Genomic DNA, 26,601 nt, shown 5'->3' on the forward strand with positions numbered 1-26,601 from the left:
GGTGCGTGATGCTACCAAGAACTTTGGAAGTTTCTGCTGGCTGCTAGTGATGCAGAGCCAATTCATCGCCAGGACTCATCGTTTCAGTCACGTCCTTGCCAATCCCGCGATAGCCGGTATAACGGCCAGAGGTGTCAAACATCGGTTCCCCGCTGACCATTAAATATTGCCGAGAACCATTGGGATTGGTCCGGCTGTAGACGAAATCCAGGAACGGCCGTCGGGCGGCCAGGTTCGCCTCAAGTTCCTTTCGTTCGATCTCATCCCAGCGCGCTCCCTGGTCATCCTGTATCCGGCCCAACTCGTCGTCGACCCTGATTCCGAGCATTTCAAACACCGGGCCGAAAATCTTGGTGAAATGCCCGTTTACGTCCTGCTCCCAATACCAGTCGGACGATAGCTCGGTCAGACGGCGAAAACGCGCTTCACTTTCACGTAGCTTGGCGGTCCGTTCCAGTACCGTCTGTTCCAGAACTTTGTTGGAATTCTCTAGTTTTTTGTACAACAGCCTGACTTCCAGCATGTTACGGATACGCGTCTGCACTTCGATCAGATCAAATGGTTTTCCGATGAAATCTTTCGCGCCAGTGGCGAGCGCACGCAACTTGTGATCGGGTTGAGCGGTGATTACGAGTACCGGAAGATAGCCATCGGTTTCGATCTCCTTCAGGCCTTCCATTACCTGAAACCCATCCATGCCGGGCATCTGCAGATCAAGCAGGATCAGGTCATAAAGGTTTTTGCGATGCAGCTCGCAGGCTGCATAGGGATCCGTTGTCGACGTAATGCAAGCATAGCCGGCATCACGCAGTATTTCCTCAAGAAGAAGCACGTTGGCTTCCTGATCGTCTACGATCAGAATGCTGGCATTCAGAAAATCGGCGGGATTGACCATTATCCTAGAAACCTTAGTTGGACGGGGTTGAGTGTGCGGTTATGGGGGTGCAGGGCAAGGCACAACAACGCGGAATGGTCGTTCCATTCCAAGGCGTTGCCAACCCTCACCCTAACCCTCTCCCAGAGGGAGAGGGGACGATCGCCCTCTCCCCCTCTGGGGGAGAGTTGGAGAGAGGGCTGCCGCCATGCGCCGACATAACCGTGCAATCTACCCCGTAGCGCATTCACCCGCCGGGTGAAACGGTAAACAGTGAAAATATTTATTGAAATCATAATATTAAATATCCAGTTAAGCGGTCAACTTAGGTTCCTAGGATTATTGCCCACTCGGGCGAATGCTACCGTTCAGCCCCGTTTCCGCAAGTTCCAGGGCCATGTTCAGTGCCTCAATGAACTCATGCACTTTGATCGGCTTGGTGAGATAGCGGAAGAATCCTGCCTCCAGGCCTGTTTCGACATCGCGTGGCATGGCATTGGCACTGATGGCAAGTACCGGTATATGCGCCGTTAGCGGATCTTCACGCAGGATTTTCAGCACTTGAAAACCGCTTATACCAGGCAGATTGATGTCCAACAGGATTACGTCCGGGAGATGGGTACGCGCAACCGCGATGCCGAGATTGCCATCGTGAGCGCTCAGCATGCGTATATGGGGGTGCTCCTGGATGATTTGCTCGACCAGCATCAGATTGGCCGGATTGTCTTCCACATAGAGCAGGGTGCGAGGCGCCGCGTTGGGCCGAGCGGGTTGCGTAAGTTCTGAGGACAAGGGATCTCCGGTAGGAAGTTGTGGCATCACGTCCCGGATCAGTTCGATCCAGAATTTGCTGCCTACACCGACGGTGCTTTCCACGCCGATAGTGCCGCCCATCAACTCGACCAGTTGCTTGGTGACCACCAGTCCGATGCCTGTTCCTTCCTCGGCGCCGTTCTCTTGCCCGAGACGATTGAACGGCTGGAATAGCTGCATCAGCTTTTGCGGAGGCAATCCCTCTCCGCTGTCTTTGATGCTGATGCGGATGCGTTCCGGGGTGCTTGCCGTGAACTCCACCGTTATCGTCCCCTGCTCGCGGTTGTATTTGATCGCATTCGAAAGCAGATTGATCAGAGCCTGCTTGACTCGGGTTCGGTCGGCATGGGCAAACCAGGTGTGGTCGAAGGGGAGAAAATTTAACTGGATGCCGCGTTGCTGCGCCTGCGGTTCAATCAAGGCCTGGCATTCGCGCATCACCTCGATCAGCGACACCGGCTCTCGCGACAACGACAGGTTGCCAGACTCGATCACTGCGAGGTCAAGGATTTGGTTAATCAGTTCAAGCAGATACCATCCTGCCTTGATAATCTGGTTTAGTCGTACAATCTGGGCGGCCGTTGGTGGCGGTGAACCGACCTCCAGCAACTGGGCGAAGCCGAGGATGGCATTGAGTGGGGTGCGCAGTTCATGGCTCATGCTGGAAAGGAAAGCTGATTTGGCGAGGTTGGCTTTTTCCGCCACGAATTTGGCGCTCTCCAATTCGATGTTATTTTCCTGGAGCACCTGATCCAGGCGTTTACGTTCGGTGACGTCGCGCGCAGCAGCGAACACGCCCTGCAGCTTCCTGTCCCGATCGTAGAAAGTGGTCGCATTGTAGGACACCACCGTTTCTTTCCCGTCCCGGTCTCGTACGGTGAGCTCGTAGTCGGAGACTTTCTTCTCGCTCAGCACCCGCTTGATGCCCGCTTCGGCCCGCTCCGGATCGGTAAAGTAATTCTTGAACGGCGCGCCTATCAGCTCGTCGCGCGTGCAACCGGTGAGCGACTCCGTTTGCTTGTTGACGTCGGTGATAATGCCGGACGGATCGGTGGTCATGATCGCATCGATGTTGGATTCGATCAGCGAGCGCGTGTAGAACTGCTGATCGCGCAGGCGCTGATCGAGCAGCTTCTGCTCAACTTCGATCTGCTTGCGCGCGGTGTTGTCGGTGCCGATCAACAGGTAGCCGATGATGGCGTCCTGCGCATCGCGCAGGGCCGTGACCGACACCACTGCCGGAAAGCGGCTGCCGTCCTTGCGGATATAGGTCAGCTCGTAGATGTCCTCGATGCCGCGCGAGGCCTTGAACACCAGGGCCTCAAAGCCCGGTTCGATCTGGGTTTCAAGTTCGGCGCTCAACTCCTTGGCGCGCGCGATCACTTCCTGCGGATCGGAAATATCGGCCGGGGTGATCTTGTTCATCACGTCGGCTGCCGTGTAGCCCAGCATGCGCTCGGCCCCGACGTTGAAGATCTGAATCACGCCCTTGGCATCGGTGGCGATGCTCGAAAAGTTGGCGCTGTTGAAAATCGCTCTCTGCAAGGCTCCTGCCTTGAGCAACGCTTCTTCCGCCCGCTTGCGTGCGGTGTTGTCAGTGCCGATCAGCAGGTAGCCGATGATGGTGCCTTGAGCGTCGCGCAGTGCCGTCACCGACACCACCGCCGGGAAGCGGCTGCCGTCCTTGCGGATGTAGGTCAGCTCATAGATGTCTTCGATGCCGCGCGAGGCCTTGAACACCAAAGCCTCAAAGCCTGGCTCAATCGGAGTTTCAAGTTCGGCGCTCAACGCCTTGGCGCGCGCGATCACTTCCTGCGGATCGGAAATGTCGGCCGGGGTGATTTTGTTCATCACGTCAGCGGCCGTATAGCCCAGCATGCGCTCGGCGCCGACATTGAAGATCTGGATCACGCCTTTCTCGTCGGTGGCGATACTCGAGAAGTTGGCGCTGTTGAGAATCGCGTTCTGCAAGGCCCCAGTTTTAAGCAAGGCCTCCTGGCGTCGAACCTCGGTGATGCCCTTCTCCGCCTCTGCAGGCAGACTGAAAATGGCAAGATCGCGGATTTTTTTGAACATGAATGACCTTTATTAAATCGCAAAATAAACTACTGGCTCGTGCGGTTGAAGCTGCGATCAGCGCCTCATCTGCTTATATCCACAATACCGCTAAAAAATAATCTGTTTTTGCCTGTGGCCATGGGTCCCTGAAATGGACTTTTAGCAGCTTCATTCCAGCATAACGATTAATCCAGTTGGTCTCCGTGCGTTAGCACACATAACACGAAGATTTAAAGCAAAGCTTGCAGCAGGACCTGAGGATTAATCGTGACTAGCTGAGGGATCTTGGCGATTACGACCATCGCACAGCAGGCGATGGAATTCTTTCTTGACTACGTTGTAGCATTCACAAGTGTGGGACTCCAGCCCCGACCGATCAAGCACGGTGATGTGACCCCGGCGGTAACTAATCAAACCCGTGCGCTGCAAATTCCCGGCGGTTTCCGTGATGCCTTCGCGGCGCACGCCGAGCATGCTGGCAATCAGTTCCTGCGTCATGGTCAATTCGTTCGAGGGCAATCGATCAAGGGTCAGCAGCAGCCAGCGACACAGTTGCTGCTCCACCGAATGATGCCGATTGCAGACCGCAGTCTGGGATATCTGGGTAATCAATGCCTGGGTGTAACGCAGCATCAGATGCATCATCGGCCCAGCGCGATTGAATTCCTCCATCAGCACGCGCGCCTTGAGACGGTAGCCATAACCACCGGTCTGAACGATGGCCCGGCTGGGCGTGGTATTGCCACCCATGAAGAGTGAAATTCCGAGGACGCCCTCATTGCCCACCCCCGCGATTTCGGACGATGCGCCGTTTTCCATGACGTAGTGCAGGGACACGATTGCGGTCGTCGGGAAATAGACGTGCTGCAACTGGCCGCCGGATTCACAAAGAACATCGCCCAGTGGCATCGCGACCAGTTCCAGCTGGGGAGCGATGTGCTCGAATTCAGCCGTGGGCAAGGCGGCGAGAAGATGATTTAGATTGGGGTTCTGCGAGGTTTCCATACGCGGTTTCCGAGTAATCGCCCAATCGGCATGAGCAACACGCGAACAGCATACACGCTTTGCACCTTCGGCGGATTACCGCTCATGGTGCATAACCAAAGGATTCTCCCGTGCCCAGGATCGGCGCCCACTCACCGGATATGAAAACCGCTCCCGCCAAACAGCCCGATCAATCCGATAATAATCAGATAGATTGCGACGATGTAGTTCAGCAGACGCGGCGCCATCAGAATGAGTACGCCGGCAATCAGCGAAACCAGTGGGGCGAGGTTTAAAGTCATGTTCATGTTTATCTCCTTGCTTGAGGGTAGTGCCATTATTCTCAACTTCTATTTCTGCGTAAACTTTTCATACAGTTGCTATTCTCCCAGCAACTCTGCCACAGGCTGCAATTGTTCCACATGCTGGGACACCACTTTCAGGATGACAATGATTGGAATGCCGAGCAGCATGCCCCACACCCCCCACAGCCATGCCCAGAACAGCAGCGAGATAAATACAGCCGCTGCATTCATTTTGGCGATTTTCCCGGTCATCCAGGTGGTAACCAAGGTGCCGATGATCGTGGCAATCGCTAATGATGCCCCCGAGACCAACAGCGCCATCGAAAGCGAGTCAAACTGCATGAAAGCGGCCATCCCGGTAGCGGCTGCAGTGAATATCGGACCGACATAAGGGATGACATGCAGCAAGCCCGCAGCGACGGCCCACGCCCCCGCGTTTTCCAGGCCGATCCAGCGGAACGCGATCCAGGTTAGCAATCCTAAAAGCAGATTAGTCATCAGCAGCATGAACAGATATTTCTGGATGGAATCGTTGATGTCGTTAAGGATGTTAATCGTGATTTTCTTCCTCGATAACGTCGGCCCCGCGAGTCGTACCAGCTTGCGCTTGAAGGTGTCGCCGCCCGCCAGGAGAAAGAAGGCCAAAAAGATCACCATGATCGCCTGGGCAATGAAACCCAGGGCACCCATGGAGCCAGCCCACATGAAATTGCCAAGCTTGAATCCGGGTGTTTCGATGACGACGTGAGTCGTACGCTGCTTGGGGCCTGGAGGAATGCCGGCAATCTGGCTGGTCGCCTTTTCCACTGCGCCCACGGCGGTTTGCATTTTTTTCATGTTCCCGCTCGGGTCGTCCCGCATGCTGGTGAACCCTGCAGACAGCTTGCTAGCGGCTTCGGGCAGTTGTGCGACTATCGACTGCATCTGCCCACGCAACGAGTAGGTGCCAAGCACGAGCGCGCACACAACGGCTACCATCACCATGGTTGTACCCAGAACGCGCTGGATCTTGATCCGTTCCAACCATACAACGAGGGGATTCAGGGTATAAGCCAGGAAAATTCCGAGCAACAGGGAAACAAAAAACTTCTGCATCCAGTCCAGCGCGAACACCAGCGCGACTGTCGCCAGTATGCCCAGCGCCACACCGCGCGCATCCACAGGAACGTAAACGGTTAAGGGATGGGCAGTCACAGAGACCTGCGCTGCGGGCTCTTGATTGCCTGCCAGATCTTCCGATGCGTCCATATATGCCAATTAGTTTGAATTGAAGGAATGTGCATTCGTAGTTGTTCAGGCTTTAGCCTGACATGTACGGCTGAATCCGTATCTACAAGGGGATTACTGAAGAAATGGGAAAACAAGTCCCCGCGTGCTACTCCCGGATGTGAGGCCCGGAGTGGCCCGTGGGAAGTCTTTACTTACTTGACCCGCATGTCGTTTTTGACCGACGTTACGCCCTTGATGCTGCGTGCCACCTCGACTGCCTTGCTCGCTGCGGTCTGCGAACTCACGAAGCCGCTCAATTGAACCACGCCTTTGAAAGTCTCAACATTGATTTCAGCGGATTTCAAAGATGGCTCATTGAATATGGCAGCCTTCACCTTGGTGGTGATGACGCTGTCGTCGATGTACTCGCCAGTCCCTTCCTTCTGCGATGTGGATGCGCAACCCACGACGGACACCAACGCAATGGCCAGGAAAAATGCGGAAAGAAATTTGCTAAGTTGTTTCATGATTAAATTCTCCCAAAAAAATACGAAAATAAAACTCAAAAGTTACTTGTGATCGAAGGGCTATCTGCAGCTGCCTGTGGGCCTATCAATCTCATTCAAGCAGTTTAATGATGCTCCTGAAGCCGGGAGCCGTCTGTGCGGTGTCGCACATAAGTCAGGCAGTCTCCAAGTAGGTTTTCTGCGCTTATTGGCTTAACCAGAGCTTCCTTAAAACAAAAGGCCAACCAAAGATTAATGGTTGGCCCTTATTTGTGGGTGAACAGGTTGGGAAACCGATGCTTACTTTTGAGTCGGCTTCTGAACCGTTACTTCTACCATCACACGGCGATTGGGCTGCAGGCATTCAACCAACTTCTTGTTCTTGCCGCTGACTTTGCCTTTCACGTCATCGCAGGAAACAACCGGCTCGGATTCGCCTTTGGCAGCGGTTTCAATGCGATTGGCTTCAACGCCTTGGGCAACCAGGTAAGCCTTCACAGCATCTGCACGCCGTTGGGATAGTTTCTGATTGTAGGCATCGGTGCCGATCCGGTCAGTGTGGCCAGTCACCAGTATCACTTCCACTTGCGGATATTCCTTCATCTTGCTGACAACTTGATCATCCAGCTGTTTCTTGCCACTAGCGTGAATAACTGATTTATCAAAGTCAAACAGCGTTTCTGCTTGCAGGGTGATGGGGGTGAAAGCCGCTTTTTCCGGGCCGGCGACAGGAACGGCAGCGGGTGCCTTGGCTTCTGCCATTTTTGGCTTAGCCTTCTTCACCAGGTCCGGATCGCATTCCTCAATCGCCATGGCCGGTGTCCAGTAGCCGGTTCTCCAGCATTCGTTGTAGTTGTTCTTGACCACATTGCCGCGGGTATCGAGCAGATAACCTTCCTTGGCGACTTCGTGTGCTGAAGCGATGCCCACTGAGGTTAAAGAAGCCAATACAAGCAGATTTAGTACGAGTCGTGAAGTTTTCATGTTTTCCCTTTTATTAATTATGAGTAGTTTGCAGCTATAAATCCGGCGCACAGCAGGCCGCCGGCAATGCCATTAATAAATCAGTAACGAGATACGTGGTCGTTCTCGATACGGACACGATCCCCAACACGCAAGTCGCTAATGCTTGGCTGTGCCACGGTTTGAACCCCACCGTTGTCAAGCCGTACCCGTATAAGGTAGGCATCTTGCGGTTTATTACTCTTTTCGATCTGGTGGCCTGCCATGGCCCCACCCACCACACCGGCCACGGTCGCGAGGTCCTTGCCTGTGCCGCCACCGACTTGATGTCCGAGTACGCCGCCTACGACGCCGCCAATGACAGCGCCAGCACCTATCCCGCTACCGCCTATTCCGCCGTCGCTCTCGCGAGTGATTTCAATCGCGTCAATCACGCCATAAGAAGCGCGGGAATAGGATGACGAGGATGACGAAGAAGACATGGGACGAGTATCGGTACTCGCGCAACCGCTCATCAGGGCCGCTACAGTGAGAAAAGTTGCGATAACTATTTTGGGCGTTTTCATAATAAGACCTCCTGGATTGATGATGGCAGGTTAGTCTTAAAATAAAATACCTTCCGTGCGGTAGCGCACATAATTCAGAGTATGTCCCATGCTGTATTTTGGCAACCAGTCCCAAATCGTCGTCATTATGGAGGATGGCGCATCAGCCGAATTCGCCGGGGTCGGCAACGAGGGCGTGATCGGTGTCGCCCTCAGCACGGGCGGTGAAACCATGCTCAATCTGGCCATGGTGCGGTGCGCGGGCTATCCTGTCGGCTAAGATCTCAATTGCTGTAGGAGGCTTCAATCGTGGCGGGGGGCGCCGTTCCTGCGCTTTGCAACATTTGTTGCTGCGTTACACCCAGGCATTAATTACCCATATATCCCAGATCGCAGTCTGCAATCGACACCATTCGGTGGAGCAGCAAGAGTCGCAAGCGACTCGAGCAGACCCTTGCTTTCGCCGGGTGTTTTTTCGGCCATGATGAAGCGACTAGCGGCGGCCGATGAGCAAGCCGATTACCAAGCCGACGCCGGCGGCGATGCCAGCGGCTTGCCATGGATTTTCGTGAACATAAACGTCGGTGGCCTTGGCGGCCTCTTTGGTTTTGATGACCAAAGCCGTATGCGCCTCCGCCATCCTGGCTTTCACAACCCCGAGGGATTCTTCCGCCTTGGCGCGCACTTCGGCCAGCTTTTCACCACCTTGGTTGGCTGTCGCTTTCAGCAGGGCTTCCGTATCTGTCACCACCACCTTTAAATCGGCGATGACATCATTAGATAATTTTTCCATGCTGTCCCCAGGGGCTGGTTTTATCGTTTTCATAATAGACTCCTATCGTTTTAAATTATGGATTAACCGCTAAATGTATAAATCAGTTCTGCGGCTTCCTGAAGTTGGTGAATTATTCTTGAATTCCTGAGGAAAAAACCATCTCGCCACTCAGGGGGCGCTGATTCTACTTGCGCGCAGTAATGAGCAGGAACACCCCTGCAACCATCGCTCCCACGCCAGCCCAGATTGGGATGTTTACTGTCTCCGTGTCCTTGACAGACAGCTCTATCGGACCCAACTTGGCCTGATGCGTTTCCTTGGTATAAGTGAAGCCACCATAAGCTAACGCTAATCCGCCGGCTACGAGCAGCACGATTGCCAACATCTTGATTGAGTCCATCTTGATTTGCTCCTGAAGAGATACATTTGTATGGGCGGCGGGGAGGCCGGGTAAAACAGAAACTGTGAATAACCGGATCGCTTTATCCGGCCCCTCGCTGCATGGAAAATTTACAGGGTCGTCACAGGCGTCGACCTTGAATTACACGCAGCAATATCACCACGATCGCGATGACCAGGAGAATGTGTATGAATCCGCCCATGGTGTAGGAGGAGACCAAACCCAGCAGCCACAGGATGATCAGGATAAACGCAATAGTTCCGAGCATTTTCGTTACTCCTCAGTAAGACGGGCAGATATTGTCTTTGTATCTACGAGCGTCATAGATTGTTTAACAATGATCTCCTGATTTGAAAAATTACTCTGTACGCTAGCGCACTTATCGAGCAGATTCTTTTCCGTTGCTTGGTGATGCTTGTCGTTGTGTGGGTGAGTTATTTTGTCTGCCGGAAGAGGTTTGGCGGCGCGTTCCCAAGAGGCATCAGGGAAGCGCTAGTATGGCAGGCTTTTCAATCATCATCGCGGTGCCCCAGCGATGTTCGGTGCTCACCGGATGGGATGAGCGCCTTGAGCCGCAGTAGAGGACTACACCTTTTATAAAGTCGACCAACTGAGATTGATTTGTCGCCAACCACTTAAAGAAATGGCCATGAAAATGTTAAATATATGGACTTTGCTGAAGATTAACAAAGGGTAACCATAGGGAAAAATGGTTTTGTGTAACATATGCTGGTTAGTTTCACCCAAAATTTAACTGGAGAAAAAATTATGAATTCACGTTTCAAGCGCGTAACCAGCCGCTTGCTGATCGCCAGCGTTTTGGGTCTTGGCTTGCCGCTTCAATCGTCCCACGCCGGGCTGGTGGGAACGGACAAGGTGGCCGTGTCCGCCCAGTCACAATCCGAGCGCGAGCGTATTCATTCCTTCCTTGATCGTGACGATGTGCGTAAGGAATTGCAGACTCAGGGAGTTGATGTCAACACCGCTAAAGCGCGTGTGGATGCACTGACCGACGCAGAGGTGCAGAAGGTTGCGGGCAAGCTGGACCAGATGCCCGCCGGTGGCGATATTATCGGGATATTGTTCACTATTTTCGTGATCCTGCTGGTGACGGACATTCTGGGCTATACCAAAGTGTTTTCGTTTACGCGCTCGATCAAGTAAATTCGAGCCATGTTGTTTCGAGTCTGCGCCCGCCTGATTGCGGGCGTTTTCTTTTTGATCTGGCTGGGTGGCTGCGCTACGCCGCAGACGCAGTCCTTGCTTAAGACGTACTCCAGGCAACTACCGCAGCAGGTGGAGCTCAGCAAGGTGCCTTTCTATCCCCAGGAGACCCACCAGTGCGGTCCGGCGTCACTCGCCATGACGCTTAACGCCGGTGGCGCAAAAATGACCCCACAGGACCTGACCCCGCAAGTGTATCTGCCGGGACTCGCGGGCAGCCTGCAAGTGGAAATGCTGGCTGCCACGCGGCGCAACGGTTTTTTGGCCTATGAGCTTGCGCCTAAGCTGGACGATTTGCTGACGGAAGTGGCGGCCGGTTCGCCGGTGCTCGTGTTGCAGAATGTTGCGCTGAGCTGGTATCCGGTGTGGCATTACGCGGTGGTGGTGGGGTACGACCTCAAGCGCGAGGAAATCATTCTGCGCTCCGGCCTGGAGCGGCGGCAGGTGCTGCCTTTTACAACATTCGAACATACCTGGGAACGCGCCGGCTACTGGGCCATGCTTGCGCTACCGCCGGGCAGGATGCCGCGCACCGCGAGTGAAGCTGCTTACGTTTCTGCGGCAGTGGCTGCGGAAAAATTCATCCCGCCGAAAAGCGCTGAAGCCGCCTATGACGCCGCCCTCAAACGCTGGCCGCGCAATCTTTCCGCCCGCATCGGCCTGGGCAATGCGGCCTACGCCCAAGGCAACTGGAAACGCGCCGAAAAAGCCTACCTGCAGGCAACGCTGGATCATCCGAAGTCCGCCATTGCCTACAATAACCTTGCCCAAACGCTAGCCGAGCAAAAGCGTTATCCCGAAGCGCTGGCTTTGGCAAATCAGGCCGTCCTCCTGGGCGGTCCGGAGCAGGACGCTGCCAAAAATACCCTGGATCAGATCAGAAAGAAGATGCGCAAGTAGGCGCTGAGTTTCAGGATGGATGGCGCTGGAACAGCCAATAGCGCTCAGACCTGTCTCCGGGTCGGTTGCCTTCCCAGATTTCAGTCCATTCCGGGCCGGGCGGCGCATCCGGGTTGTTGGCGCTGCCCTGCACCAGCAGTAGGTCACACCTTATTCCTTGGTGAGTTTCCGTACGTTTGGTAAGGATGCCGGCGTAGTATTCCAGCATGGCGCGCTGCGGCTCGCCCAACTTGCTGCTGGAAATGCAGGCGTGGCGAGCGGGCAGCGCCTGTTGCATGGAGGTGATCATGGAACGGTAGCTTTTGCCGGCATCCAGCCAGGGCAGTGCCAGCGTCATCATGATTACCCATACCAGCGTGATGCCGGTCGCCGAGTTGAGCACCGCGCGCGGATTGCGGGGCAGGGATCTTGCCCAGAAAGCGATGAACAGCCAGGCAAGGGTGGCCATGAGCGCAATGGCAAAATGCAGCGGTTCGATCGTCGGGATGTAACCCGGCTGCAATCTTAGTAAGCGCTCTGCCTGGTTGGCAGGATGTCCGGAGATCATGGCGAACCAGTAGAACCAGAACACGCCGGCGATAAAGCCGAAGGTCATGATACTGAACCAGTTCAGCGCACTGGCCGCACCGCGGCGCAGGGTGTTGACGCCGGGTGCGGCGAGCAGCGAGAGTGGCAGCAGCATCGGCAGGGCATAGAGTTCGCGCGCGTCGGAAGCCATGCTGAACACCCCCATCATCACCAGGAAGGTGGTGAGTGTAAGCTGAGCCTCGGGTTGCCTGAAGATGGTGCGACGTCCCTGCCACAACGTCCATAGCGCAATCGGCAGGGCGGGCCAGGCGAACCAGGGCAGGATTTTGAAATAATGCATGTGATCGCTGCTGGGTCCGAGTTTGGCAAATCCCAGGAATCGCCCCAGATTGTTGATCCAGAACCATTCCCTGAACAGTTCGGGTGAGCGCAGATACAGCAGGATCGGCCAAATGGTCAGCCATGGCAGAGAGGCGAGAAAGGCTATTGCAAGGTAGCGCATGTAATCCCGATTGCGCCAGTGGCGAAATACGAGCGGCAACAGCAAGGCCGTCAACCCAATGATTCCGGGAGCGATCAGGCCCTTGGACATGAAGCCGATACCGGTTCCCGTACCGAGCCAGATACCTGCCAGTGCGAATCTCCTGCGACTCAGCGCCAGGCCGTAAATGGCCATGGCAAAACCGGCCAGCAAGGCGGTGTCGGTGATCATTTCATGGCCACGGATCAGCAGTCCCAGGCAGCCGATCAGGATGAGCACGGTGAGGCGGCCATGGCTCTTGCCCCACAGTTCTCTGCCAGCCAGCCCGGTGAACAGCAGCGCGAGCGCCATGAAAAAGCCGGTGGTCAGGCGCGTTGCGTCGTGCAGGGGGAGTGCGAAGGAGAATATTTTTCCGAATAGCGCCGCAGTGATGTAATACAGTGGCGGTTTTTCCATGAAGGGCTCGCCACCCAGGGTCGGTACGATCCAGTCGCCGCTTTGGAGAATATGGTAAATCAGCCCGAAGCTGTAGGCTTCATCCGGTTTCCAGGGCTGATGGCCGATCAGGCCGGGCAGTATCCAGGCAAGACAGAGGGCGGCAAGCAGGAAGAAGGTTGAACGGCTGCTGGAGTTGGTCAGGTTTGTGGGTTGGCTCATGGAATGTCGGATAGTGTCGGCGGCTATTCAACCGTTTTAAGGTGCTGCCCTGCCTGCGGTTCACCGCTGGGGTAGGCGTGATTCATCAGGCGCAGGTAGCCTTCGGCATTCTTGCCGAGGGGGGACTGGCGCGCCAGGCTGGCGAAGGTTTCCCCTCTTTTTGCCGTGCGGGTATGGATGAGGTTGGGTTTCGCCAGTTTACGTTCGGAATCCTGCAGGGCGTGGAAACTGCCGATCGCGGACGATATGGCTGTTCGATGTTGATTATAGGCAGCCGGAGTTTTTGCAGTGGCGAATAGGATAAAGGTCTGATCCCGGAAAAAAATCACCCCGATCTTGACCGGCTTGTTCTGACGAACTCCACTCATGGTGGCGGCGGGCAGACCGTTGATCAGGGCGGTATCCAGTTCGTTGCCGGTATCCAGCCGGATATTGCGGCGCAAGAAATCTGCCGGTGTGCCGCGTGCGGGGCCGGCCAGAAGCAATTCAATCTGCCCGTCGTTTTCCGGGCTGAGGGCGACGACCCTGTCGAGGCTGTTTTTAACTTTCCAGTCAGGCGGAAAATTCAGCCCGAATCCCAGGCCGTCATGCAGGAACCGGTTGTCGCGGACGATGCCCTGGCTGGGGCTGTCGCCGAAAACCAGTCCGTTGATCTGGGTCAGATAGATGGCCTGGCGGCTGTCTGCTTTGGGCTGGGCCAGGCGATCTGCTTCGCCGACCACTTCCTTGAGCCGGGTATCGTTGTCGGGATGGGTGGCGAACAGGCCGTGATAGCGCCTTGGTTCGCGGCCTTCTCCGCGGGCGATTTCGGCATCGAACAGTTCCTGGTCTTTCAGGATGCCGACTACCTTTACCATCGCCTGTGGATCGTAACCGGTGAGCGCCAGGTATTCAGCGCCGAGGCGGTCCGCTTCCAGTTCGTGATCGCGCCCGTAACCTGAAAGCAATGCGTTGCCGAGCAGGCTGAACAGGTCCTGAGCGCCGCCACGCAATTCCGGCACCAGGATGGAGCCCAGCGCCACGCCGATGCTGGCAGCCATCGAGGCGCTGTACTGTTGCACGCTGTGGCGCGCGGTAACGTGGCCGATTTCATGCCCCAGCACGGCGGCGAGCTCGGCTTCGGAGTTGAGATAGGCCATGATGCCGCGGGTAATGTAGATATAGCCGCCGGGCAGGGCGAAGGCATTGATTTCCGGGCTGTCGACCACGGTGAAGTGGTACTCCAGGTTGCCGCGGTGGCTTTTCTGCGCGAGGCGCTGGCCGACATCGTTGACGTAGCGCTGCAGGGTGGGGTTGTCGTAAACGCCATATTCCTTGCGGACTTCCTCGTCGCCCTTCTGGCCGGTGCGGACTTCCTCGCTTTCGGACATCATGACGAAATTCTGCCGTCCTGTAACCGGATTGACGGCACAGTTGGCGAGCAGTCCCAGGCAGAGCAGACCGGTGACTAATCTGAAAGCGCGTGGAAGTATCATGGCGTTATATTAGACCATGCAGGGTAAAACAAAAAAGGCAGCCTCAAGCTGCCTTTATGTTGCTGCGTAGCGTCGAAGCTTACTTCATGCCGTATTTCTGGCGGAATTTCTCGACGCGGCCGGCGGTATCGATGGTCTTCTGCTTGCCGGTGTAGAACGGGTGGCACATCGAGCAGACTTCAATGCCCAGCGGCTTGCTCATGGTGGAGCGGGTCTTGAACTTCTCGCCGCAGCTGCAAGTCACTTCAAGTTCTTTATATTCTGGGTGAATTTCCGGTTTCATGGCTTAAATCCTTGGAATCTGGCGGCTTTTTTTAGGGCCGAATTCTTGAAAAAGAGGGATTATCCTCTAAAAAATGGGCTTTATCAAGTCCGGCTATTACCGGCGCATCGAATCGAAAAAGTCCGCGTTGTTCTTGGTTGCCTTGATCTTGTCGATCAGAAATTCCGTTGCCTCCAGATCATCCATCGGGTAGAGCAGTTTACGCAGCACCCAGATTTTTTGCAGGATGTCGGGTTTGATCAGCAACTCTTCCTTACGCGTGCCGGAGCGGTTGACGTTGATCGCTGGATACAGGCGTTTTTCCGCCATCTTGCGATCCATGTGGATCTCCATGTTGCCGGTACCCTTGAATTCCTCGTAGATCACGTCGTCCATGCGCGAACCGGTATCCACCAGCGCCGTGGCGATGATGGTCAGCGAGCCGCCTTCTTCGATGTTGCGCGCCGCGCCGAAGAAACGCTTGGGGCGCTGCAGTGCATTGGCATCCACGCCGCCGGTAAGCACCTTGCCGGAAGACGGCACCACGGTGTTGTAGGCACGCGCCAAACGAGTGATCGAGTCGAGCAGAATGACTACGTCCTTTTTGTGTTCCACCAGGCGCTTGGCTTTTTCCATCACCATTTCGGCGACCTGAACATGGCGTGTAGCGGGTTCGTCGAAGGTGGAGGAAACCACTTCGCCGCGCACCGAGCGTTGCATTTCCGTCACTTCTTCCGGGCGCTCATCGATCAGCAGTACGATCAGATAGCATTCCGGGTGGTTGGCCGCGATGGAGTGGGCGATATGTTGCAGCATCACGGTCTTGCCTGATTTAGGTGAGGCCACCAGCAGGCCGCGCTGGCCCTTGCCGATTGGTGCGACCATGTCGATGACTCGACCGGTAATATTCTCTTCCGCCTTGATATCGCGTTCCAGAATCATTGGCTGATTCGGGAACAGCGGTGTCAGGTTCTCGAACAGGATCTTGTGCTTGGAGTTCTCGGGCGGTTCGCCGTTGACCTGATCCACCTTGACCAGTGCGAAATAGCGCTCGCCCTCTTTAGGGGTGCGGATCTCGCCCTCTATCGAATCGCCGGTGTGCAGGTTGAAGCGGCGAATCTGCGAGGGGCTGACATAAATGTCGTCCGGCCCGGCCAGATAGGAAGTGTCAGGAGAACGGAGAAAGCCGAAACCGTCCGGCAGGACTTCCAGCGTGCCTTCGCCGTAAATGCTTTCGCCTTTCTTGGCCTGATTCTTCAATAAGGCAAAAATCAAATCCTGCTTGCGCAGGCGGCTTGCACCCTCGATTTCGTTGGTGATGGCCATTTCCACCAGTTCGGTGACGGGGAGGTGTTTTAAATCAGATAAGCGCATGGCGGTAGGGTAGGATGAATCTGTAGAAAAGGTGGATCAAAGGTAGAGCAAGGTGGATCTGGAATTTCTTAGGGTGCGGCGGGAAGAAGCTTGCGCCTGAGCCCGAGGAACGGGCAGTCAGGCGCTAGGTTAACGGCTTTAAATATTGCTGTCAATGAATGCGGTCAGTTGAGACTTGGACAGGGCGCCGACTTTGGTGGCTTCGATGTTGCCATTCTTGAAAATCATCAGGGTAGGAATGCCGCGAATACCGAATTTTGGTGGCGTAGCCTGGTTTTCGTCGATATTGAGTTTGGCGACTTTGATGCGTCCGGCGTATTCCTGTGCGATCTCGTCAAGAATCGGAGCGATCATCTTGCACGGGCCGCACCAGTCTGCCCAGTAATCAACCAGTACAGGTAACGGGGATTGCAGAACTTCTGGTTCGAAGGTGTCGTCGGTGACGTAATGGATATGTTCGCTCATGAGGTGCTGGCTCCAATTCAAATAGAGAATCAACGGAAAAGATGGTGAAAACGCTGACAGTTAGACGATGGTGTTTGCTTTTGTATTGTGACAGACGTGTTGCCGGTTTATGGGCTGGGTATGAAATGGTTTTTTGAACTTTATCCTAACCAAAAAAATCCGGCAAGGGGAATTGTTGGGCGAATGCGTTGATTATGCCACCCGGTTTCGGGATAAAATCAGGTTGTTCCCCACTGTTCCCGGTATTCCCGGACACTATCAACTCATTATATGCGGAAATTTCCGGCTGACACTGTTTCTGCCCTGAATCTGGTGCGCATCGCTGCACGGGATATCGTCGCGCTGGAACAGGAGCAACTGCCCAGGCTGACCGGCCTGGTGATTTTGCTGCCGAATTTTCATGCTGTCGATTTGATGGGCGAGGCGCTGTGCGAGTCGGCGGGAGCGTCTTCCCTGCTTCTGCCGCGCATGATCACCCTGACCGAATGGGCGGAGGGCGCGGTGCTCGGACGTGAAATTCTCCCCGACAGCTGCCGTGCTGCCCTGCTTTACCAAGCCCTGCGCGAGAGGAAGTGGTTTGCTGACGCCGACTTGTGGCATGTCAGCCGGGAACTGCTCAGCCTGTTCGACGATATGGCCCGGCAGGGAACCGGCCTGCCGGCCTCCTATCCCGAATTCGTCGCGTTGCTGGAGCAGGCCTACCGCACCCGCGCCGGCGAACCGCTGCAGTTCGAGGCGCGTCTGGTGCACGAGCTGTGGTATGCCATGAACCTCAGCGGCGATGGCCGTGTCGATAGCGTCACCGCCTACCATCTGCGACTGGCCGGCTTGGCTGATAATGCTTCCTCACCCTTGTATGCCGTCGGCTTGTCCGGCCTGACTCCGATGGAGCAGGACTTTTTCCGCCGTTATGGGGAAAGGCAGCGGGTACACCTGTACGGTTGCGGCGGAGAAGATCCAGCCGATGATTTGAGCCAGTTGGTGCAAGCCGCCCTTGCTCCTATGGAGGTGCTGAACAAGTCCAATGCTCCCTCCCCCGCAAGGGAAGAGGGGGCAAACGCGAAGGGCGCTTGTTACGACTTGCGCGAGCGCGCCACCGAATTCCGCCAGCGTTGCCCGGCAAGCCCGCTGTCCGGTCGCCTTGAATTGCTCGAGGCTCATAGTCTTGAGCAGGAAGCGCAGGCAGTGGATAGCCAGATTCGTGAGTGGCTCCTGGCAGGCAAAAGCGCCATCGCGGTGATCGCCCAGGACCGGCTGGTGGCACGTCGAGCTCGCGCCCTGCTGGAGCGCGGCCAGATCCTGGTCGCGGACGAAACCGGCTGGACGCTTTCCACCGTGGCCGCCAGCGCCGTGGTGATGCGCTGGCTCGACGCCATGGCCAGCCGCTTCCACCATCTCGATTTGCTCGACTTGCTCAAATCCCCGCTGATTTTCGCCGACTGGGAGGGCGGGGCGCGCAAGCATGCGGTCTACGGACTGGAACAACTGGTGCGGCGCCATAGCGTGATTTCCGGCTTGCACCATTATCGCGGCCTGGCTCAGCGTGAAGGCGCGGAAGACGTGCTCACACTGCTGGCCCGGCTGGACCAGGCACAGGCCCGTTTCGGCGCGCGCAAGCGCGGGCTGGCGGCATGGCTGGCCAGCCTGCTGGAAAGCCTGGAGGTGCTGGGTTTGCGCCAGGGTCTGGCGCAGGACTTGGCAGGTGAGCAGTTGCTGCGCCTGCTCGAGCGTCTGCAAAAAGAATTGGGCCAGGACCAGGGGCTATTTACACTGAGCGAATGGCGGCGCTGGCTCGACAGCCAGCTCGAAGCCGCCACCTTCCGCGATACCGGCATCACCAGCCCGGTGGTGTTCACCCACCTTGGCGCCGCGCGCCTGCGCCGCTTCGACGGCGTGATCGTGGCCGGCGGCGATGCCGCCCATTTTCCGGGAAGAGGCAAGGAAAGTGCCTTCTTCAACCAATCGGTGCGGGCGCAACTCGGGCTGCCGACTTTCGAACAGGATCTGCGCCAGATGGAGCAGGACTTCACCTCGCTGCTGGCGGACTGCGGCACCCTGCTCATTACCTGGCAGGGGCGGAAGAACGCCGAGCCCAATCTGGCAAGCCCGTGGGTAGATCGGCTGGAGGTCTTCCACCAACTGGCCTATGGAGAGGATCTGCCGCGCAGGGCGGCTGAGATTCTTGGGGAGGCCGCTGATATTCTTCCTCCGTTGCCCGCCACGGCCCGCCCGACATTGCCGCCCGAGCTGGTTCCTGTTGCCCTCTCGGCCAGCGGTTACAACAGCCTGATGGCCTGCCCCTACCAGTTTTATGCCCGCCACGCCCTGCACCTGAACGAACTGGACGAAGTGCAGCAGGCGCTGGAAAAGAAGGATTACGGCGAGCACGTCCACGCCATCCTGCACCATTTCCACCAGCACTATCCCGCCATCAGCGGCTGCGACCGGGCCGAGATGGAACTGGCCCTGCGTGACATCAGTCGGGAAGAATTCCGCCAGGCGCTGGAGTCGGACTACCTCGCCCGCGCCTGGGCGTTGCGCTGGGATATGCGCATTCCTGCCTATCTCGAATGGCAGGCAGGGCGCGAGCAGGAAGGCTGGCGCTGGCACGACGGTGAGCTGTGGCGCACGCGAGAACTGGAACTGGAAGGGGGGCGCAGCCTGACCCTGAAGGGCCGGATCGACCGCGTCGATACCCGGACTGACGATGGTGAAGCCGCCTACGCCGTGCTGGATTACAAGACTCAGAGCCGCCCCGGCCTGCAAAAGAAACTGGAAACGCCGGGTGAGGACGTGCAGCTCCCGGTGTATGCGCTGCTCCTGGAAGAGTCGGTGGTCGAAGCGGCATTCGTGCCGGTGGACGATGAGGGTGTTAAAACAGTGGAGCAGGAAGATATTTATGCGTTGAGCAAAGCCACCGGGCAGCGCTTGAGCGAGCTGTTTAATGCTCTGTATCAAGGTGCGTCGCTGCCCGCCCAAGGTAGCGAACAGGCGTGTGCTTACTGCGAAATGAGCGGCCTGTGCCGCAAGGATTATCATGACGGGCAATGAGATCAACCATGCTGCGCTGAATCCTGCTGGTTCAGCAGTGGTTGAAGCCTGCGCCGGCAGCGGCAAGACCTGGCTGCTGGTGTCGCGCATCGTGCGCCTGCTGTTGGCCGGGGCAGCGCCGTCCGAAATTCTGGCGATAACCTTCACCCGCAAGGCAGCGCAGGAAATGGCGGCGCGCCTGCGCGACTGGCTGCGCCTGCTGGCGCTGGCACCGGACGAGGAAGTGCGAGCTTTCCTGCTCGAGCGCGCTGTGCCGGAACATGAAATCGAGTCCCTGCTGCCCCGCGCCCGTAATTTGTTTGAAATCTTCCTCACTGCCCAACCGGGTATCACCATTAACACTTTTCATGGCTGGTTTCTGCAACTGCTTCAGCGCGCACCGCTCAACAGCGGCGCGGGCGGCGACTGGGGGCTGTTAGACCAGACTTCTACGCTGCTGGAAGAAGCCTGGCAGTTGTTCGCCGAGGAACTGCAATCCGAACCTGATTCTGAAGCTGCCCAGGCGCTGGATTTTCTGTTCACCGAGCATGGCCTGCATAACACCCGCAGCCTGCTCCTCGACTTTGTCGCCAAACGCGCCGAGTGGTGGGCTTATACCCAGGGAGAGGAAGATGGCGCGGTCTTTGCGGCTGAAGCATTGCGCCATGATCTGGAGGTGGAACCGGACCGTGATGTGCTGGCCGAGTTGTTTGCCGATAGCCGTTTGGCTGCCGATGCCGAGGAGTTCGCCGGCATGCTGGAGCGCGGCACTGCCACCGATCTCAAAAATGTCACAAAGCTGCGCGTTGCTTTGGCGGGAGGTGATTTCGAGTCATTCTGTTTGGTGTTCCTTACTGGCGAAGGCGAGCCCCGAAAACGGGAATACACCAAGGCTCTGGCAGGGCGGCTGGGCGAGGCTGGTGCAGCGCGCTTCCTGGATCTGCACCGGACGATTTCTGCGCGCTTGCTGGGAGCGAAAGACCAACTCGCCGCGCAAGCCGCTTACCGCTTCAACCGCGCTGCCTTGCGCTGCGGCGCTGGGCTGCTCGCCGCCTACCAACGCCTCAAGGAGGAACGGCGGGCGGTGGATTTTACCGACGTGGAATGGCGTGTCCATGAACTGCTCAACCGTTCCGATCATGCCGAATACATGCAGTACAAGCTCGACTGCCGCTACCGCCATATCCTGCTCGATGAATTCCAGGACACCAACCCGCTGCAATGGCAAATCATGCGTTCCTGGCTCGATGCATCGACGGGGGCGGGCAGCGCGCCGACAGTGTTTCTGGTGGGCGACCCGAAGCAGGCAATCTACCGTTTTCGTCGCGCCGATGCGCGGTTGTTCGGCATCGCCGCCGATTTTCTGGAACAAGGCTACGGCGCGGCGCGACTGCAGCAGAACGTCTCCCGTCGCAGCGCGCCGCCGGTGTTGGAGGCGGTGAACCGATTGTTCGGGCAGGAGGCTGAATTCAGTGGGTTCGAACTGCATGAAGCGCATCACACTGAAATCCCGGGTCGGGTGGAAGTGCTGCCCCTGGCCCAAGGCGATCAAGTAGAACACGCCGAAGCCCAACCGTCAGTCCTGACCTTGCGCGACCCCCTGATCGAAGCGCTGGAAGAAGAGGAAGACCAGCGCGTCGAGCGGGAGGCCCAACAACTTGCGGAAAAAATCGGCAGCATGGTCGGGTCATGGCAGATCGTTACAGAAAATGGCGAAGGCAGAACGGCGGAGTTCCGCGACATCCTGTTGCTGAAACGCAGCCGCACCCGGCTGGAAATTTACGAGCGCGCCCTGCGCACGGCGGGTATCCCTTACGTCAGCTCGCGTCAGGGCGGTTTGCTCGAAACGCTGGAATGCAGTGATCTGACGGCCTTGCTGACTTTTCTCATTACGCCCTTTGCCGACCTGTGCCTCGCTCAGGCGCTGCGCTCGCCCCTGTTTGGCTGTAGTGACGACGACCTGATGCGATTGGCAAAATTGCCTGACGGTTCCTGGTGGGCGCGCCTGCAGGCATTGGCCGTGCGCGGTGAGGCAGGCCCGACCCTACAGCGGGCAGCGGACCTGCTGCAGAGCTGGCTCGCACTCACCGATACCCTGCCGGTACACGACCTGCTCGACCGCATCTATTTCGAGGGCGACTTGCTGCCGCGCTACGCCGCCGTGCCGGAAGCGATGCGCGGCGCGGTACAGGCCAACCTGCACGCCTTCATGGAACTGGCGCTGACCGTGGACAGCGGCCGCTATCCCAGCCTGCCCAAATTCATCAACGAACTGCAGCAGCTGCGCCGTGCGGCGGCGCAAGAGGCCCCGGACGAAGGCATCGTCGGCGATGCCGGCAACGCCGTGCGCATTCTCACCATCCACGGTTCCAAAGGGCTGGAATCCCCCATCGTCTGGCTGCTCGACGCCCATGCTTCGCCCCGCAATGAGCGTGGCTACCGGGCAGTGATCGACTGGCCGCCGGAAAACCCCCGCCCGCAGTATTTCTTCCTCTACGCTGGCAAACGCGAGCGCGCCGCACAGTGGCAGCCCGTGTTCGATGCGGAAACCCAGTTGGAGCGGCGCGAAGACCTGAACCTGCTGTATGTCGCGATGACCCGTGCCCGTCAGGCGTTGATCGTCAGCGGCAGCGAAAGCACACGCAAGTCCGAGGAAAGCTGGTATGGCAAGTTGCTGCGCACGGTTCAGGCAACGCCCCCTCTCCCCAACCCCTCCCCCACTGGGGGGGAGGGGCTTTTCATCATTGGACAATCGCTCGCCAATGGCACCCCTCTCCCCTCGCGGGAGAGGGGCAGGGGAGAGGGGGAGAAGGCGGTCGATGCCTTGCCCCGCGCAATCATCCCCACCGGCAAGCGCATCAGCCAGCGCCAGACTGAAGCGCAGCGCCACGGCATCCGGTTGCACGCGCTGCTGGAAAGGATCGCGCCGCCCGCGCCGGTGCTCGACCGGGCGTGGCTGAAAGACCGGCTGGAAGTGGACGATGCGGAGTTCGATTCGCTCTGGCAGGAGGCCCTGCATCTTACCCAAGCCCCCCATTTGCAGCGCTTCTTCGACCCCGCATGCTATGTGAACGCCTGGAAGGAAGTGCCCTATCGCACCGCGTCAGGGGAGAGCCGTCGGCTCGACCGGTTGGTTGAATTCGAGGACAGTGTCTGGATACTGGATTTCAAGGCCGCCGAGAAGGTGGAGGAAGGTAATCTGGCGGTTTGCGCCGCGCCTTATCTGGGGGTGATGAGGGAATATCGGATTGCTATGGAGGGGGTGTTTGCGCCCAAGAGGGTGAGGGCGGTGTTGGTGTTTGGGAATGGCTTGCTATTTGAAATCGATTAGCTGGAATAGTCTCTTTGTTATCAGCTGTTCCTGCTTACATCGTGAACTCACGTACGATATGGGTGTGCCGTGGAGCCAGGCGGTCAAATACTGTCGGTTTGTGTTTGCTGTAATGTCCAAAATAATAAGTCAGGTTCAGGAAAAGCTTTGCCTCATCCCAAGTGTTGTGGCTTGCACCAAGTTCCACGCTTAATTTTTTGTTCGGGTTCGCCTTCAACGCCGTTCTCCATCCCTGTACCGGTTTGATCGTTGTCGAAGCGTTCCATTGGTAGGCTTTAAGACTTAAGCGTGCATGGTTCGGGAACGGGGTGGGCACTTCAACTTTGAGATCGAAACCATCAAGGGCAAGTGGCTGGCTGCCGATGGCGTTATACAGATTCGCACGCACGACGGCGTTTTCACTGAATGCTTCGCCCCCGATGCTGATGTGTTCTGCGTTCGACTCAGTATCCTGATCGTAAAATCCGTTTAAACCTAGCGCCCACGTGTTGTCAGCAGTTAGCCAGCGGTAACCGCTGCCTATGTTCGTTGTTACGCCACCGTCTTCCTGTCGCAGTTTGCCTTGCAAGAATACGGTTTCATTATGGGTTTGCCGGATAGGGCGCAGGGTTTTTATCATCAATGTCGGCTGATTGTTAGCCATGCCAAATTTTATGGTGGTGTGCTTTAACCAAATTGGCCGGTATTGCGCTGAAAGTGCGCGGTTGCCAAGTTTCGTCAGGGTATTGGCCAGGTTGCGTGATTGCTCGTCAGCGAATGTTGATGGTGAAATCGGTAGCAAGATGCTAAACATACAGGTGCTCATAACGGCTTGCCGTTTCATATGCCTCCTAATAAACAGGATTGAATTATTCAGTGGTACTGTTTACATGATGATTTGCAATAATGGTTTTGTACAAAAATATTATTGCATAAAATGGGCGCGGAGGTGAAGTTGAACCAGCGTTGGGTTTTGGCCGATGCATTACCCCGGTGAATGTGACTTGAGCCAGTCGCGTAATGCCTCGTTCATACGCGTTTGCCAGCGAGGACCGCTGGCGCGGAAAGCCTCGAGCACGTCGGCATCGAAGCGCACCGTGGTGGAAACTTTGTGGCTTCCCCGCGGGCGACCGGGTGCGCGCTTGAATTGCGCCAGCTCGGTATCGGTCAAGGGTTGCGCATCCGGGTCTTGCAGCGCGGCAGCGGTGATCGCCGCGTCCTCTGCCGACGTTGGCAATTTAATCTGGGAGCGTTTCAACATAGTGTTTGGCCTCTCGAGTTTGGGGCCTCTGTAATTTCACGCGAGTAAAGTGAATCGTTGATTTTTATTCGTTCCTGTTCTTGGATTCGCGCTGACGTTCTTTGATGCGCTCTTGAACGCGAGAATCTGCTTTCTCCTTGAATTCAATAGCTGTTGCTGTAGCTTCTATGGCCGCTGACTCCATGGATGTAAGCATTTTGCGTCGGCCATTCCAGAGAATCTGTATGTTCCTGATTGTGGTAAATAATATAAAAATAAGGGTTGAAAAGCCCGCGATGGTTCCGATGGTGTTTGTGGAGTCGCTGTTCGGCATGGCTCCGCTTGCAATCAAGAACAAGAGTGTTCCGGATAGGAATACCAATACCATTTTAATGTTGAATTTATACATTGCTATCAATGTGTCTTTCATGATGCGTATTCCTGTTTACGAAAATATAGTTAGCTTAACGTGAAGCTAATCAGCCGCCGGAGGCAGAAGGCCGGATGAAACCAGAAATATTGGGGTCTTGTAGTCATGCGTCAATGCAAGACCTTAAACTCTCGGCGATGTTTATTTCGTACTAAGAATCTTTTTTTTCTGCGCTTCAAATTCGATTTCATTGATGATGCCCTTCTTTCGTAGGTCATCTAACTTGACCAATTCCGCATACACATCCACAGGTCTTATGGATTCATCTTTAGTGCGAATGTCGGGAGAAATATTTTCGATTTTTTGTATTAAAACATTCGCGGGCGGCAAAAGAGATGTTCTGCGTACCTCAGGGTCGTTTTTATCAACGACCCTGAACTGATACTCGAACGACGCCCACTGCGCTGGGCCATTCCCCATAGGTCTTTCTTTCGCAGAAATTGGAATTGCGACTTTACCCTGGCCTTCAGCGAAGGCATGGGCGTCACTGATAACCCCTGCTTTCAATGCGCTCGGACTAGCAAAGATGCCGCCGTGGGCTTCTCTTGATAACATATAGGTGTCTGGAGAAAGTTTAACGATGCCTGGATTTGCACATCCAGACAGGGCTGCAATGCTAAATAATAAAGCTGCTATTTGGCGCATAAATTCTCCGTGTGTGTGGGTTGTAGGAAGTCAACGTTCGAACTTGGTGGACGGACACAGCAGGCGACCGGTTCGCTGGAGCAAGGGGTTATGCGTCATTTCTTGATCGCCTCTATGAATTCCTTCATTTGCCTCTCATGCTCGAAAATGGCGCCGATGTCTGGAGTCGCGAGGCCGGAAAATTTATCCGTTAGGCTCTCGAGCAGAGACTGCAAGCATTTGCGTACCGCAAAACACCACTGTGTATTCCCGATTGTTCCGGAATAGTGAATTTCTGCGTTGTCCCACTCCACAAAGGCAGGAAAGAACGTATCGTAGGCTTCGAGTGAGTAGCGGATAATAACGGAGAATGGCTGAAGCCGTTCTTTTAAGAAGTCGTAGTTCGACCGGTCTGAAAGAAAGCAGGCTAAATCCGCAAGCCGTTCGATGCTGTGACCTGCCTTTCGTATATCACAGTACACTTGCTTTGGATCGGCATCAAAATTCCCGAGAATCGCATGGGACTTGAGGGCGCACTCGCAAGCCATAAGCAGATCTACAAACGCCTTGATTTGTCCTGTCTTGTGGGTCTCGATCTTCCATAGCACGTCAAACCGAGCCGCGAAATCGAACGCATCGTGGTAGTAGTGCTCTGCTATCGAATAGAGGACAGAAAGGGGCTTCTCAGTCATCGCAGCCGTACTCTGAGGCATAATGTTAAGTGCACATCCTAATTAGAGGCGGGCGGATTCAAGTCTTGAAGAGCAAAAGGGGCCAGGTCGATTTTAATCCTGAATTTTCTTGTGCAAGAAAGTTTGACTCAGTATAGGGAAGCTGGCTTCTGGGGTATATAGGGGTTGCCCCTATATTTATTGGCAGGGTAAAGGCTGGTGGCCAGCCCAATGGCGTATAGCTGAGGTATAGCGGTGCTGGATTTGAGTGCGCTGCGCGCAATTGCTTAGATGCCGGGGGCTGCCCGGCAGCAGGTTACTTTATTTTGCTTGTCCAAAATACAAGTAACCAAACAAAAAGACACCCTGCCGCGCCGGCCCTGCGGGCTACCTTCGGTTTGACGGTCAAATTGGGCGGCTGCGCAACTCGCCCTAGCGGGATGCACACCCCGCACCCCACCGCGGAGCTCGAACAGTGCTCGCCTTCATCCCAATTTG

Annotated in this window: 26 protein-coding genes; 5 read left to right on the forward strand and 21 right to left on the reverse strand. The window is 56.1% G+C overall.

The genetic code is table 11. From position 1 onward, the window contains the following. Nucleotides 1-43: 43 nt before the first annotated feature. The 8 genes from SCD_RS03575 to SCD_RS03605 form a co-directional block, all read right to left on the reverse strand. A complete protein-coding gene (locus SCD_RS03575) occupies nt 44-895 on the reverse strand; it encodes a response regulator (RefSeq protein ID WP_009207847.1) in 852 nt (283 codons plus the stop codon). Nucleotides 896-1,213: 318 nt separating this feature from the next. Next, nucleotides 1,214-3,763: a PAS domain S-box protein gene (locus tag SCD_RS03580; protein WP_009206493.1), complete on the reverse strand. Its 2,550-nt coding sequence runs from the start codon at nt 3,761-3,763 to the stop codon at nt 1,214-1,216. A 243-nt stretch (nt 3,764-4,006) separates the two neighbouring features. After that, nucleotides 4,007-4,750, reverse strand: coding sequence for a Crp/Fnr family transcriptional regulator (locus SCD_RS03585; protein ID WP_009206492.1), 744 nt, complete (start codon nt 4,748-4,750; stop codon nt 4,007-4,009). Nucleotides 4,751-4,881: 131 nt separating this feature from the next. Next, nucleotides 4,882-5,037 carry a DUF3096 domain-containing protein gene (locus SCD_RS16045; protein WP_009206491.1) on the reverse strand — a complete coding sequence of 52 codons (156 nt, stop codon included), beginning with the start codon at nt 5,035-5,037 and terminating at the stop codon, nt 4,882-4,884. 72 nt (nt 5,038-5,109) lie between these two features. Further along, on the reverse strand, nt 5,110-6,282 hold the full coding sequence (locus SCD_RS03590; protein ID WP_009206490.1) for an AI-2E family transporter: 1,173 nt from the start codon (nt 6,280-6,282) through the stop codon (nt 5,110-5,112). A 173-nt stretch (nt 6,283-6,455) separates the two neighbouring features. Further along, nucleotides 6,456-6,770, reverse strand: coding sequence for a BON domain-containing protein (locus tag SCD_RS03595; protein WP_009206489.1), 315 nt, complete (start codon nt 6,768-6,770; stop codon nt 6,456-6,458). Nucleotides 6,771-7,049: 279 nt separating this feature from the next. Continuing rightward, nucleotides 7,050-7,733 carry an OmpA family protein gene (locus tag SCD_RS03600; protein ID WP_041673308.1) on the reverse strand — a complete coding sequence of 228 codons (684 nt, stop codon included), beginning with the start codon at nt 7,731-7,733 and terminating at the stop codon, nt 7,050-7,052. 80 nt (nt 7,734-7,813) lie between these two features. Then, nucleotides 7,814-8,278 (reverse strand): glycine zipper 2TM domain-containing protein, encoded by a 465-nt coding sequence (locus SCD_RS03605; RefSeq protein WP_021035769.1) that lies wholly within the window; start codon nt 8,276-8,278, stop codon nt 7,814-7,816. A gap of 88 nt (nt 8,279-8,366) precedes the next feature. Here SCD_RS03605 and SCD_RS16520 point away from each other — a divergent pair, with 88 nt between their 5' ends. After that, entirely contained in the window at nt 8,367-8,537 is a 171-nt protein-coding gene (locus tag SCD_RS16520; protein WP_009206486.1) for a hypothetical protein, read from the forward strand. Nucleotides 8,538-8,750: 213 nt separating this feature from the next. On the opposite strand, the gene SCD_RS03615 is transcribed toward SCD_RS16520, so the two are convergent. The 3 genes from SCD_RS03615 to SCD_RS16345 all read right to left on the reverse strand — a co-directional run bounded on the left by SCD_RS03615 (nt 8,751) and on the right by SCD_RS16345 (nt 9,700). Continuing rightward, nucleotides 8,751-9,050, reverse strand: a complete 300-nt coding sequence (locus SCD_RS03615) for a DUF883 family protein (RefSeq protein WP_148290734.1) — start codon at nt 9,048-9,050, stop codon at nt 8,751-8,753. A 166-nt stretch (nt 9,051-9,216) separates the two neighbouring features. Further along, entirely contained in the window at nt 9,217-9,432 is a 216-nt protein-coding gene (locus SCD_RS03620) for a hypothetical protein (protein WP_009206484.1), read from the reverse strand. A 121-nt stretch (nt 9,433-9,553) separates the two neighbouring features. Then, the gene (locus SCD_RS16345) at nt 9,554-9,700 is read right to left on the reverse strand and encodes a lmo0937 family membrane protein (RefSeq protein ID WP_009206483.1); all 147 of its coding nucleotides are present in this window, start codon (nt 9,698-9,700) and stop codon (nt 9,554-9,556) included. Nucleotides 9,701-10,200: 500 nt separating this feature from the next. Here SCD_RS16345 and SCD_RS03625 point away from each other — a divergent pair, with 500 nt between their 5' ends. Beyond that, a complete protein-coding gene (locus SCD_RS03625) occupies nt 10,201-10,596 on the forward strand; it encodes a PA2779 family protein (protein ID WP_009206482.1) in 396 nt (131 codons plus the stop codon). A gap of 9 nt (nt 10,597-10,605) precedes the next feature. Beyond that, complete coding sequence (locus tag SCD_RS03630) at nt 10,606-11,556, forward strand: PA2778 family cysteine peptidase (RefSeq protein ID WP_009206481.1); 951 nt, start codon at nt 10,606-10,608, stop codon at nt 11,554-11,556. 10 nt (nt 11,557-11,566) lie between these two features. Here the strand turns inward: SCD_RS03630 and SCD_RS03635 are convergent, their stop codons facing one another. The 5 genes from SCD_RS03635 to trxA all read right to left on the reverse strand — a co-directional run bounded on the left by SCD_RS03635 (nt 11,567) and on the right by trxA (nt 16,798). Beyond that, complete coding sequence (locus tag SCD_RS03635; protein ID WP_009206480.1) at nt 11,567-13,222, reverse strand: ArnT family glycosyltransferase; 1,656 nt, start codon at nt 13,220-13,222, stop codon at nt 11,567-11,569. Nucleotides 13,223-13,245: 23 nt separating this feature from the next. Further along, nucleotides 13,246-14,697: a M48 family metalloprotease gene (locus SCD_RS03640; protein ID WP_009206479.1), complete on the reverse strand. Its 1,452-nt coding sequence runs from the start codon at nt 14,695-14,697 to the stop codon at nt 13,246-13,248. A gap of 79 nt (nt 14,698-14,776) precedes the next feature. Further along, a complete protein-coding gene (gene rpmE / locus SCD_RS03645; RefSeq protein ID WP_009206478.1) occupies nt 14,777-14,980 on the reverse strand; it encodes a 50S ribosomal protein L31 in 204 nt (67 codons plus the stop codon). Nucleotides 14,981-15,076: 96 nt separating this feature from the next. Then, nucleotides 15,077-16,333, reverse strand: a complete 1,257-nt coding sequence (gene rho, locus SCD_RS03650) for a transcription termination factor Rho (protein ID WP_009206477.1) — start codon at nt 16,331-16,333, stop codon at nt 15,077-15,079. Nucleotides 16,334-16,471: 138 nt separating this feature from the next. Next, nucleotides 16,472-16,798: a thioredoxin TrxA gene (gene trxA / locus SCD_RS03655; RefSeq protein WP_009206476.1), complete on the reverse strand. Its 327-nt coding sequence runs from the start codon at nt 16,796-16,798 to the stop codon at nt 16,472-16,474. A 270-nt stretch (nt 16,799-17,068) separates the two neighbouring features. Between trxA and SCD_RS03660 the strand changes: the two genes are divergently transcribed. Both SCD_RS03660 and SCD_RS03665 read left to right on the forward strand, forming a co-directional pair. After that, nucleotides 17,069-19,849 (forward strand): PD-(D/E)XK nuclease family protein, encoded by a 2,781-nt coding sequence (locus SCD_RS03660; protein WP_009206475.1) that lies wholly within the window; start codon nt 17,069-17,071, stop codon nt 19,847-19,849. Beyond that, a complete protein-coding gene (locus tag SCD_RS03665) occupies nt 19,836-23,159 on the forward strand; it encodes a UvrD-helicase domain-containing protein (RefSeq protein WP_009206474.1) in 3,324 nt (1,107 codons plus the stop codon). Before SCD_RS03660 ends, SCD_RS03665 begins: the two co-directional genes overlap by 14 nt. Nucleotides 23,160-23,193: 34 nt before the next feature. On the opposite strand, the gene SCD_RS03670 is transcribed toward SCD_RS03665, so the two are convergent. From SCD_RS03670 to SCD_RS03690, 5 genes are all read right to left on the reverse strand, one after another. Further along, nucleotides 23,194-23,952, reverse strand: coding sequence for an inverse autotransporter beta domain-containing protein (locus SCD_RS03670; protein WP_009206473.1), 759 nt, complete (start codon nt 23,950-23,952; stop codon nt 23,194-23,196). Nucleotides 23,953-24,123: 171 nt separating this feature from the next. Beyond that, the gene (locus SCD_RS03675) at nt 24,124-24,399 is read right to left on the reverse strand and encodes a BrnA antitoxin family protein (RefSeq protein WP_009206472.1); all 276 of its coding nucleotides are present in this window, start codon (nt 24,397-24,399) and stop codon (nt 24,124-24,126) included. A 64-nt stretch (nt 24,400-24,463) separates the two neighbouring features. After that, entirely contained in the window at nt 24,464-24,808 is a 345-nt protein-coding gene (locus SCD_RS03680) for a hypothetical protein (protein WP_009206471.1), read from the reverse strand. 141 nt (nt 24,809-24,949) lie between these two features. Continuing rightward, complete coding sequence (locus tag SCD_RS03685; RefSeq protein ID WP_009206470.1) at nt 24,950-25,453, reverse strand: SHOCT domain-containing protein; 504 nt, start codon at nt 25,451-25,453, stop codon at nt 24,950-24,952. Between the two features lie 95 nt (nt 25,454-25,548). Further along, nucleotides 25,549-26,124 (reverse strand): hypothetical protein, encoded by a 576-nt coding sequence (locus tag SCD_RS03690; protein ID WP_148290735.1) that lies wholly within the window; start codon nt 26,122-26,124, stop codon nt 25,549-25,551. Between the last annotated feature and the right edge of the window lie 477 nt (nt 26,125-26,601).

The organism is Sulfuricella denitrificans skB26, from assembly GCF_000297055.2.
GTDB lineage: Bacteria > Pseudomonadota > Gammaproteobacteria > Burkholderiales > Sulfuricellaceae > Sulfuricella > Sulfuricella denitrificans.

Excerpts from the sequence above, each read along its gene's own strand:
- SCD_RS03575 (WP_009207847.1), bottom strand. The coding sequence starts at position 895 with ATGGTCAATCCCGCCGATTTTCTGAATGCCAGCATTCTGATCGTAGAC.
- SCD_RS03580 (WP_009206493.1), bottom strand. The coding sequence starts at position 3,763 with ATGTTCAAAAAAATCCGCGATCTTGCCATTTTCAGTCTGCCTGCAGAG.
- SCD_RS03585 (WP_009206492.1), bottom strand. The coding sequence starts at position 4,750 with ATGGAAACCTCGCAGAACCCCAATCTAAATCATCTTCTCGCCGCCTTG.
- SCD_RS16045 (WP_009206491.1), bottom strand. The coding sequence starts at position 5,037 with ATGAACATGACTTTAAACCTCGCCCCACTGGTTTCGCTGATTGCCGGC.
- SCD_RS03590 (WP_009206490.1), bottom strand. The coding sequence starts at position 6,282 with ATGGACGCATCGGAAGATCTGGCAGGCAATCAAGAGCCCGCAGCGCAG.
- SCD_RS03595 (WP_009206489.1), bottom strand. The coding sequence starts at position 6,770 with ATGAAACAACTTAGCAAATTTCTTTCCGCATTTTTCCTGGCCATTGCG.
- SCD_RS03600 (WP_041673308.1), bottom strand. The coding sequence starts at position 7,733 with ATGAAAACTTCACGACTCGTACTAAATCTGCTTGTATTGGCTTCTTTA.
- SCD_RS03605 (WP_021035769.1), bottom strand. The coding sequence starts at position 8,278 with ATGAAAACGCCCAAAATAGTTATCGCAACTTTTCTCACTGTAGCGGCC.
- SCD_RS16520 (WP_009206486.1), top strand. The coding sequence starts at position 8,367 with ATGCTGTATTTTGGCAACCAGTCCCAAATCGTCGTCATTATGGAGGAT.
- SCD_RS03615 (WP_148290734.1), bottom strand. The coding sequence starts at position 9,050 with ATGGAAAAATTATCTAATGATGTCATCGCCGATTTAAAGGTGGTGGTG.
- SCD_RS03620 (WP_009206484.1), bottom strand. The coding sequence starts at position 9,432 with ATGGACTCAATCAAGATGTTGGCAATCGTGCTGCTCGTAGCCGGCGGA.
- SCD_RS16345 (WP_009206483.1), bottom strand. The coding sequence starts at position 9,700 with ATGCTCGGAACTATTGCGTTTATCCTGATCATCCTGTGGCTGCTGGGT.
- SCD_RS03625 (WP_009206482.1), top strand. The coding sequence starts at position 10,201 with ATGAATTCACGTTTCAAGCGCGTAACCAGCCGCTTGCTGATCGCCAGC.
- SCD_RS03630 (WP_009206481.1), top strand. The coding sequence starts at position 10,606 with ATGTTGTTTCGAGTCTGCGCCCGCCTGATTGCGGGCGTTTTCTTTTTG.
- SCD_RS03635 (WP_009206480.1), bottom strand. The coding sequence starts at position 13,222 with ATGAGCCAACCCACAAACCTGACCAACTCCAGCAGCCGTTCAACCTTC.
- SCD_RS03640 (WP_009206479.1), bottom strand. The coding sequence starts at position 14,697 with ATGATACTTCCACGCGCTTTCAGATTAGTCACCGGTCTGCTCTGCCTG.
- rpmE (WP_009206478.1), bottom strand. The coding sequence starts at position 14,980 with ATGAAACCGGAAATTCACCCAGAATATAAAGAACTTGAAGTGACTTGC.
- rho (WP_009206477.1), bottom strand. The coding sequence starts at position 16,333 with ATGCGCTTATCTGATTTAAAACACCTCCCCGTCACCGAACTGGTGGAA.
- trxA (WP_009206476.1), bottom strand. The coding sequence starts at position 16,798 with ATGAGCGAACATATCCATTACGTCACCGACGACACCTTCGAACCAGAA.
- SCD_RS03660 (WP_009206475.1), top strand. The coding sequence starts at position 17,069 with ATGCGGAAATTTCCGGCTGACACTGTTTCTGCCCTGAATCTGGTGCGC.
- SCD_RS03665 (WP_009206474.1), top strand. The coding sequence starts at position 19,836 with ATGACGGGCAATGAGATCAACCATGCTGCGCTGAATCCTGCTGGTTCA.
- SCD_RS03670 (WP_009206473.1), bottom strand. The coding sequence starts at position 23,952 with ATGTTTAGCATCTTGCTACCGATTTCACCATCAACATTCGCTGACGAG.
- SCD_RS03675 (WP_009206472.1), bottom strand. The coding sequence starts at position 24,399 with ATGTTGAAACGCTCCCAGATTAAATTGCCAACGTCGGCAGAGGACGCG.
- SCD_RS03680 (WP_009206471.1), bottom strand. The coding sequence starts at position 24,808 with ATGAAAGACACATTGATAGCAATGTATAAATTCAACATTAAAATGGTA.
- SCD_RS03685 (WP_009206470.1), bottom strand. The coding sequence starts at position 25,453 with ATGCGCCAAATAGCAGCTTTATTATTTAGCATTGCAGCCCTGTCTGGA.
- SCD_RS03690 (WP_148290735.1), bottom strand. The coding sequence starts at position 26,124 with ATGACTGAGAAGCCCCTTTCTGTCCTCTATTCGATAGCAGAGCACTAC.